Below are 5,326 nucleotides of genomic sequence, written 5' to 3' on the forward strand. Positions count from 1 at the left end.
GAGCGGCATGTCATCCATTCTGAACCCCGGCAAGGCGGCGCGCGAGGCGGCCGACCAGCAGAAGGCGCAGCAGGCGGTGGCGAATGATCGCCAGCTCGCCGAGCTGCGCAACCAGGACGCCAACAGCGGCGCGAGCAGGCGCAACCCGCGCGGCCGGCGCCTGTTCGTCGGCGACGCCGCCTCGAAATCCGATTTGAGCTGATGGCCAACTGCTCGCGGATTGGGTGCACCGGCCCGGCCACGCACATGCCGGAGCTGCGCGTTTGGGCGCTTGGCCGCCCGAAATTGCCCAATCAGTCGGGCCGCATCCTGATCAGGGTGGGGCTCTGCGAGCCATGCGGCCGCAAGCTCACGGCTGACGATCTGGTTTCCGATGCCGGCTGGGAAGACGTTCTGGGAGCCTTCCAACGTGAGGGCAAAGCAGAACCGGACCGCGCGTCGATCGAAATCGACCTGGTGAAAATCGAACAAACGCGCAGGGTGAACTGATGGCCGAAGCCGCAGCCAACGACGACGGCACGCCGGTCGAAAAGCAGCGCCAGCGCTCGAAGAAGCTCTGGGAAGGCCGCGCCGCATGGGATGCCATGTATTGCGAGGCCTATGATTACGTGCTGCCGAACCGGCGGCCGGGCGGCATGGGCAAGACCAAGCGGCCGACCCAGCAGATTTTCGACATGACCGGGCCGAATTCGGCCATGCATTGCGCCGGCGAGATCCAGCGCCAGATTTCGCCAGCACAGACGCCGTTCAACGTCGAGTGCGGCCCGCTGGTGGCGCAGAAGCTGACGGCGGCGGAAAAGACGCTGTGGGATGGCCAGCTGCAGGGCGTGGCCAATTTCGTCTATCCGTTCTTCAAGACCGGCGATTATGACACCGCCATGCACGAGGCCTGCACCGACCTCACGGTCGGCACCGGCTTCGTGATGCCGTTGCGCGGCCCGTCGATGGACCAGCCGCTGCGCTTCGTCTGCATTCCAGCTGACGAATGCGCGATCGGGCAGGATGCCTGGAGCCGGGTCAATTTCGTGTCGTGGAAACGGCAGCTCGGCCGCGAAGCCATACTCGAGGCGTGGCCGCAAGGCTCTTACAGCAAGGAATTCGCCGAGCAGGCCAAGTCAAAGCCCTATGACGAAATCACCGTCTATCAGGACTTTTACCGCCTGCCGGATGGGCGCTGGCGGTTCTGCGTCTATCTCGACCGCGACGGCGGCTTCATCGAGCAGGAAACCTACCGCACCCAGCCCGTGGCGGCGATGCGCTTCTATCGCTGGCCGGGCGAGGCCTATGGGCGCGGCCCGGTGCTGTTCGCGCTGCCGACCATCAAGACCGTCAACAAGGCGCAGGAACTGACGCTGAAGGCGGCCGCCATCCAGCTGCTCGGCATCTGGGGTTTTCGCGCCGGCGGCACCTTCAACCCCGACACGGTGCGGGTCGGGCCGGGCGAGTTCTGGCCGATGCAGTCGACCGGCGGCATTCTCGGGCCTGACGTGCAGAGGCTCGACACTGCCCAGGCGCGCTTCGACGTGGCCAAGATGATCATCGGCGACGGGCAGCGCCAGATCCGCGAGGCGCTGCTGGACACCCGCATCTTCGATGATGGCGGCACGCCCGATTCGGCAAGCCAGGTGGCGGCGACGGTGGCGCAGAACGCCAACGTCCATGTCGGGGCCTATGGGCGCCTCAACCTCGAAGGCACACAGGTCATCGTGCCGCGCGCGATGGAGATCCTGGCCGAATGGAAGATCCTGCCGGCGCTGATGAGCTTCAACGCGCTGATGACGTCCATGTACATTAATTCGCCGATGATGGCGGCGCTGAAGGCCGACCAGCTCAAGGCCAGTGTGAACTTTTACCAGATCGTCGCGGCGACGGTCGGGCAGGACAGGGTCAACGAATATATTTCGGTTGACCGCTACCTCGACCGCACGCGCGGTGGCCTGCTGGTGCCGGCCGACGTGCTGACCACGCCCGAGGAAAAGAAGGCGGCGCAGGACGCCAACGCCCAGCGCCAGGCGGCGGAAGTGGCGGCACAGGCGGCAATCAAGGCCGCGCCCAACGTGGTCGACGCCATGGCCCAGCCCGAGGCGCAAGCAGCATGAGCAACACCACTGCCATGCTCGCCGCGCTGAAATGGCTGCGAAACCGCAACGCCGACGGCGTCTTCGATCGCAACCAGGTGCTGACGGCCGGCGGCGAGCGGGCGCCCGTCATGCGCGCGACCTGGTCGAAGCTTGAAAAGGCCGGCCTGGTCGAACTGTATCTGGATCGCCGCCGGGTGCGTGTCACCTCGCAAGGCATGCTGGTGAACCTCTCGAAGATCGAGGAATCGCAGGAATCATGACCAGCGGACCGTACCCGTTTGGCCGCCAGATGGCGGCCGTCGACCAGGTGCTTGCCGGCGTGCCGGATTGGGAAGGCCTTAGCCAGGCGTTCTATCCGGTCAAGACGGCGGATAATTTCGACCCAGGCACCGACATGAAACAGGTGCTGTTCCACCTCTACGGCACGCTGGAGGGTCGGCGCATCATCGAATGGCTGGCCGATCTCACGGTGCGGGCGCCGTATCCGCATGTCGGCCAGTCAAAGGACAGCGTCATGATCGCCGCGGCTAAACACGAAGCCCGCGTCGGCGTCGGCCTGGTGCTGTTCCGCGCGATCGCCGACGGCGAAGAGCTTTACAAGCAGAGCAAAGGAGCCACGACATGAAATCTCTACTCGAAAAATATCTGCCGCTGCGCAACGCCGATGGCGGTGGCGCGGGCGGCGCCGGCGCTGGCGCCGGTGGAACTGGCGGCGGCGCTGGGGGCGCCGGCGCCGGGGCGGCGGCGGGCGCGGACGATGGTGGCTCCAACAACGCGGCCGCCGCCGCTGCAGCAGCTGCGGCCGCAGCCGGGCCATATCGCCCGCAAGGCATGCCCGACACGATGTTCGGCAAGGACGATCGTGAGACGATCGACAAGATGCACACCGCCCTGAACGGCTACCGCCAGCGCGATTCGGCGGTACCGGACAAGGCGGAGGCTTATCAGGCGTTCGAAGTCGACAAGGCCCCCGAAGCGATCCGCCCACACTTGCAGCAGCTCGCCAAGGATCCGCTGTTCGCCGCCGTGTCCAAGGTGGCGATGGAGGAGAAGGTTCCGGTCGCCACCATGCACAAGCTGACCACGGCGCTTTACGCCCAGGCGGCGGAGGCCGGCATTCTGGAAGCGCCCGTCGACATCGCCGCCGAGCGCAGCGCGCTTTTGCCCGACGCGGCCAAGAACCTGCCGAAGGCCGACCAGGACAAGGCGATCGATGCCCGCATGCAGGCGAACGAAGATTTCGTCAACCTCATGGTGCAGCAGGGCCTGCCGAAGGAAGTCGGCGAACATGGGCTGTTGATGCTCATGGACACCGCCAAGGGTAACCAGTTGATCGAGTTCCTGGCCAACAAGATCACCGGTGGCGGCAAGGCGGCGCCCTTCGCCGGCGCTGGTGCCAGCGGTGGCGACAAGAGTGCCCGCGAAGCTTTGCGCGCCGAGCTGGCCGCGCCGGAAATGAACCCGCAGCACCCGAAGTTCGACCGGGCCAAGTGGGACGAGCTGAACGCCAAGTATCAGCGCGTCGTCGGCGTCTGATCCTTCGCAATTGACGCGCGTGCCGCGCCCGCATGCTCGGCACGCGCAACCAAGGGAGCGACCCGGCGGCGGCGGGCTATCCTTCACCGGACCCTGCAAGACCCGGCTCCATCGGCCCCGAGGCTGCTTTCAACAGCAACCTATGAAGGGGATTTCCCATGTCCGAGAACATTGCAGCCTGGTTCACCGAAAAGATTCGCGACCAGGTCATCGTTTCCTACCAGGCCTTTGGCGGCTACCTCGACAACACCATGATGTCGGGCGACGTTGTTGCCAACACGGTCAAGTTTCCGATCATCGGCCGCACCGAGGTCTACAAGCTGACCGGCGCCATCGAGCGCGTGCCCGCTGCTGGCCCCGGCCTGTCGACCGTCCAGATGACCTTCGACGATTTCGAAGCGTCGGATTTTTGGCGCGTGCAGGATGCCTACAAGGCCGGCCCGAACGAGCAGGCGGCACTTTCGCAGATCCTCGTCAACGCGGTGCGCCGCAAGCGCGACACGATCAAGCTCGACGCGCTTGCTGCCTTCGTCGCCGCTGGCGGCAACGGCACCGCCACCATCGGCAACGGCACTGCGAAAATCGATATCCTCGACCTCGAAACCGCTCGCGCCCAGATGGCGGGTGCCGCCGTGGACGATGAAATCTACTGCGTGTTGCCTGCGATGTGGATGTCGCAGCTTTGCTTCTACAAGGAATTCGCGGACGGCCATTGGGTCGGCCTCGCGAATGCGCCGTTCTCGATGCAGCAGCGCCTCAAGACCAGGACCGTGCGAGGCGTGAACTACATTGAGCTGCCCGACGAATACTTCGTCGGCAAGGACGGCACCTCGCTCTACGCCTATATGTGGGCGAAGAACGCCATGGGCGCCGAGACCCCGTGGAACCAGGAGTCGCCGAGCATCAGCAAGCAGGAGCTGCTGCAGGGCTCGCCGTACCTGATCAAGACCGGCCTCGGCGGCGCCGCCATCGGCATCCAGGGCCTCGGCGTCAAGCGTCTCGACTTCCTCAAGATCGCGGCGCCAGTTCGCCCGACCTAATCCGCAGCCTCCCAAGGCACAGCCCGCCGGCAATCCTGCCGGCGGGCATCACCGCAAAACGCCATCGAAGGAGATATTTCCATGGCTGGTTTCGAACCCCGCTCGCTTGCCCTGTACAACTCGGTGCCGTACGGCGCCAACACGGGCGGCACCGCTTCCAAGACTGTCGATTTCTTCAGCTACGCCACGGCCGACGCCGTCGCGACCGTCATCACGGCCGGCTACTTCAACAACGCCCGCGCCAAGCTGAAGGTCAACAGCGTGATCGACGCGCTGTGCGTCGCCGACGGCGTCGGCGACCGCGTGTCGCTGATCGTCACCGCCGTGCCGGCATCCGGCAACGTCACCGTCGCCATCAACACCGACGCCTCGGGCGCGTAATCCACTGGCCCGCCCGGCGACGGGCGGCCCGGCCTTTCATCGCATCGAGGGAACAACATGGCCGATACGGCGATCGACAAGGCACAAATCGTCAACTGGGCGCTGGTCGAACTCGGGCTGGCGCCCAATTTCTCGATCGACGATCAAACCTCGGTCGGCGGCTTTGTCGACATCTTCTGGCCGCGCGCGCTGGCGCGCTCTTTCGGCCTGCATGACTGGACCTTCTGCCGGCAGACTTTTCAGCTGACCAGGCAGGCCGCCACGCCGGTGACCGGCTATGCCTACGGC

Annotated in this window: 9 protein-coding genes; all 9 read left to right on the top strand. The window is 65.5% G+C overall.

Going from position 1 to position 5,326, the window contains the following annotated elements:
- Positions 1-202, top strand: a 202-nt coding sequence (locus EOA36_RS37415; protein ID WP_189553367.1) for a hypothetical protein, incomplete at its 5' end; no start/stop codon positions are given.
- A gap of 44 nt (positions 203-246) precedes the next feature.
- The gene (locus EOA36_RS26465; protein WP_127280070.1) at positions 247-489 is read left to right on the top strand and encodes a hypothetical protein; all 243 of its coding nucleotides are present in this window, start codon (positions 247-249) and stop codon (positions 487-489) included.
- Positions 489-2,099, top strand: coding sequence for a portal protein (locus EOA36_RS26470; RefSeq protein WP_127280071.1), 1,611 nt, complete (start codon positions 489-491; stop codon positions 2,097-2,099). The genes EOA36_RS26465 and EOA36_RS26470 overlap by 1 nt, the downstream gene beginning before the upstream one ends.
- Positions 2,096-2,341 (top strand): hypothetical protein, encoded by a 246-nt coding sequence (locus EOA36_RS26475; RefSeq protein WP_127280072.1) that lies wholly within the window; start codon positions 2,096-2,098, stop codon positions 2,339-2,341. The genes EOA36_RS26470 and EOA36_RS26475 overlap by 4 nt, the downstream gene beginning before the upstream one ends.
- On the top strand, positions 2,338-2,706 hold the full coding sequence (locus EOA36_RS26480) for a hypothetical protein (protein WP_127280073.1): 369 nt from the start codon (positions 2,338-2,340) through the stop codon (positions 2,704-2,706). The genes EOA36_RS26475 and EOA36_RS26480 overlap by 4 nt, the downstream gene beginning before the upstream one ends.
- Positions 2,703-3,617 carry a hypothetical protein gene (locus EOA36_RS26490; protein ID WP_145969316.1) on the top strand — a complete coding sequence of 305 codons (915 nt, stop codon included), beginning with the start codon at positions 2,703-2,705 and terminating at the stop codon, positions 3,615-3,617. The genes EOA36_RS26480 and EOA36_RS26490 overlap by 4 nt, the downstream gene beginning before the upstream one ends.
- Before the next feature lie 158 nt (positions 3,618-3,775).
- Positions 3,776-4,657 carry a phage capsid protein gene (locus EOA36_RS26495; protein ID WP_127280076.1) on the top strand — a complete coding sequence of 294 codons (882 nt, stop codon included), beginning with the start codon at positions 3,776-3,778 and terminating at the stop codon, positions 4,655-4,657.
- 81 nt (positions 4,658-4,738) lie between these two features.
- On the top strand, positions 4,739-5,038 hold the full coding sequence (locus tag EOA36_RS26500) for a hypothetical protein (RefSeq protein WP_127280077.1): 300 nt from the start codon (positions 4,739-4,741) through the stop codon (positions 5,036-5,038).
- A gap of 57 nt (positions 5,039-5,095) precedes the next feature.
- The coding region (locus tag EOA36_RS26505) for a hypothetical protein (protein ID WP_145969317.1) at positions 5,096-5,326 on the top strand (231 nt) is incomplete at its 3' end.

Origin of the sequence: Mesorhizobium sp. M8A.F.Ca.ET.021.01.1.1 (genome assembly GCF_003998025.1) — a bacterium.
Classification (GTDB): domain Bacteria; phylum Pseudomonadota; class Alphaproteobacteria; order Rhizobiales; family Rhizobiaceae; genus Mesorhizobium.

What these genes read in the sequence shown, in the direction of transcription:
- EOA36_RS26465 (WP_127280070.1), top strand. Translation starts at nt 247, where the DNA reads ATGCCGGAGCTGCGCGTTTGGGCGCTTGGCCGCCCGAAATTGCCCAAT.
- EOA36_RS26470 (WP_127280071.1), top strand. Translation starts at nt 489, where the DNA reads ATGGCCGAAGCCGCAGCCAACGACGACGGCACGCCGGTCGAAAAGCAG.
- EOA36_RS26475 (WP_127280072.1), top strand. Translation starts at nt 2,096, where the DNA reads ATGAGCAACACCACTGCCATGCTCGCCGCGCTGAAATGGCTGCGAAAC.
- EOA36_RS26480 (WP_127280073.1), top strand. Translation starts at nt 2,338, where the DNA reads ATGACCAGCGGACCGTACCCGTTTGGCCGCCAGATGGCGGCCGTCGAC.
- EOA36_RS26490 (WP_145969316.1), top strand. Translation starts at nt 2,703, where the DNA reads ATGAAATCTCTACTCGAAAAATATCTGCCGCTGCGCAACGCCGATGGC.
- EOA36_RS26495 (WP_127280076.1), top strand. Translation starts at nt 3,776, where the DNA reads ATGTCCGAGAACATTGCAGCCTGGTTCACCGAAAAGATTCGCGACCAG.
- EOA36_RS26500 (WP_127280077.1), top strand. Translation starts at nt 4,739, where the DNA reads ATGGCTGGTTTCGAACCCCGCTCGCTTGCCCTGTACAACTCGGTGCCG.